The organism is Algibacter sp. L4_22, assembly GCF_023473045.1.
Lineage (GTDB): Bacteria > Bacteroidota > Bacteroidia > Flavobacteriales > Flavobacteriaceae > Algibacter.
Genome location: NZ_JAMCOK010000029.1, coordinates 1 through 1,911, shown reverse-complemented (window position 1 = coordinate 1,911; position 1,911 = coordinate 1). Strand labels below are relative to the sequence as shown.

At 30.0% G+C, this 1,911-nt stretch carries 3 protein-coding genes; all 3 read left to right on the top strand.

Translation table 11 applies throughout. The features are described 5' to 3' along the window. Window positions 1–120: IS3 family transposase (locus tag M4I23_RS19400; RefSeq protein ID WP_249754501.1), on the top strand; the 120-nt coding region annotated here is incomplete at its 5' end. Between the two features lie 125 nt (window positions 121–245). Further along, window positions 246–884 (top strand): hypothetical protein, encoded by a 639-nt coding sequence (locus M4I23_RS19395; RefSeq protein WP_249755510.1) that lies wholly within the window; start codon window positions 246–248, stop codon window positions 882–884. A gap of 264 nt (window positions 885–1,148) precedes the next feature. After that, window positions 1,149–1,670, top strand: coding sequence for a hypothetical protein (locus tag M4I23_RS19390; RefSeq protein WP_249755509.1), 522 nt, complete (start codon window positions 1,149–1,151; stop codon window positions 1,668–1,670). Window positions 1,671–1,911: the final 241 nt, after the last annotated feature.

Below are 1,911 nucleotides of genomic sequence, written 5' to 3'. Positions count from 1 at the left end.
ATATCTCAGTTAAAAAAAGAGATTAAAGTCTATATAAAATATTATAATAATGAGAGAATTAAACAAAATTTAAATGGTATGAGCCCGATTGAATATCGAGCTAATTATTATCAAAATTAATTATAAATTTGTCTAAACATTTGGGTGCACTTCACTTTCTATCTGTGATTTATTTGCTAACTTTATTGCTTAAAACACGCAACTAATCTTATACAACAACGTTGTGTACCATTTACAAAAAAACTATGACAGAAAATCAGATTGAAGTTTATGAGAAAATTAAAACCTATACTGCAATGGGATTTCACTCTAAAAAAGAACTTTTTGAGATTATATTACGCATAATTGAAGACTTTGAACTAACTGACAAAACAACGAAAAAATGGATAAAAGAAACAATAAAATCTGAATATGAAATTCAATTAACAGACAGTTTACTTTGGCAACATCCAACTGACCCTGAAAAACTAAAAAAAGTTTTTGACCAACTATGTAATGAAAAGATAATTTCGTTACACAATGAAGGTTATGAGAATTCAGATATTAAACCAGAAATAGATAGTCTACTCGATGACTTTGAAGAATTCAATATAGAACCAAAACCAATTGGTTATTGCTTTTATCATTATCAAGATTTAGAGGGTGTTATTGACTCAAATAATCTACATATTGGTTTCAACAGTTTAACAAGTGATGAACAAGTTTGTCAAAATATAGGGTATAGAATTAAAGAGTTGCTTATTAAAGAAAATTTTAATGTTGAATGGACAGGCCTTGTGGCTGACAAAATAAATATTAAAGAAATTCAATGGCAAAAAAAATTCAATAATGATACTAAAGAATGGGACAGTGCGCGTGTCTTAGATTTAATAGCTAAAGAATAAAAAACGGTACACAACAATGGCTATAATTAATACGGGTTTTGGTACTTGACCCAAAGTTTAGAGCTTTTAACCAAGTCCGCCAAATCTTTTGATTTGGCTTTAAAATGAAAAGATGAAACAAAATAAAAAGCTTTGGCTAAGTGCTCAATCGAAAGTTCACTACTTTTAATTCCCGTACTAACCATAGCCTAAACGTTGCCAGTAATTATGAAATACCTCTTCGCCATCATATTTTCGTTTTCATTTTTGACTTCATACTCACAAATGGAACCTTCCGAAAGTGGAATTGAATTTGAGAAGTTGATTAAAGAAAATGATACAATAAGTCTGATAAAACATCATCGGAAATTTGATTCGGATTTCTCATCTGACTGGAAACTAAACGAAACTGAAACGAGAGTTGAAATTGACCATTTCAAATACGGATACAATATTGAGTGGATTAAAAGAAAATCTGACACGATTATATACCGAACTTATACTTTCGACATTGATGGAAACTTTTATTATGGACACGAAAAAAGGGAATTGAATGATAAACTCGTAAGTCGTGGCGGAATCGAAATTGAAAACGGAAAACTAAAATATATCAGACAAGTTTACCCCAAAGAAATTGAGCCAAAGTTTAAAGTAGATTACTATGAATTTGAATTGTTTGACAAAGGAAAACTTGTTGCTATTTATCGTGCTGACCATTTGAACCACTATTATATGCTTACAGAGGAAAAAAATAAAGACAAAATAAAGCTCGTTTACGGAATTGACCTTCTGAACGTGAAAAAATAACTACTGGCAACACCGTGTATAATTAATTGCTTGTTTTAAGCTTACTTACGAACATTCCTGCGGAATATTCTATCTGTGATTTATTTGCTAAATTAGTTCCTTAAATCACGCAACTAACCATACAAAATCACGTTAGCAGCAATTTAAGCCAATGAATTTTCCTAAAATAGGTTGACTAAAAATTAAACCATTAATTATAGTCACTTATGAAAACAAAAAATGAACACTGGCGAAAAAAAAG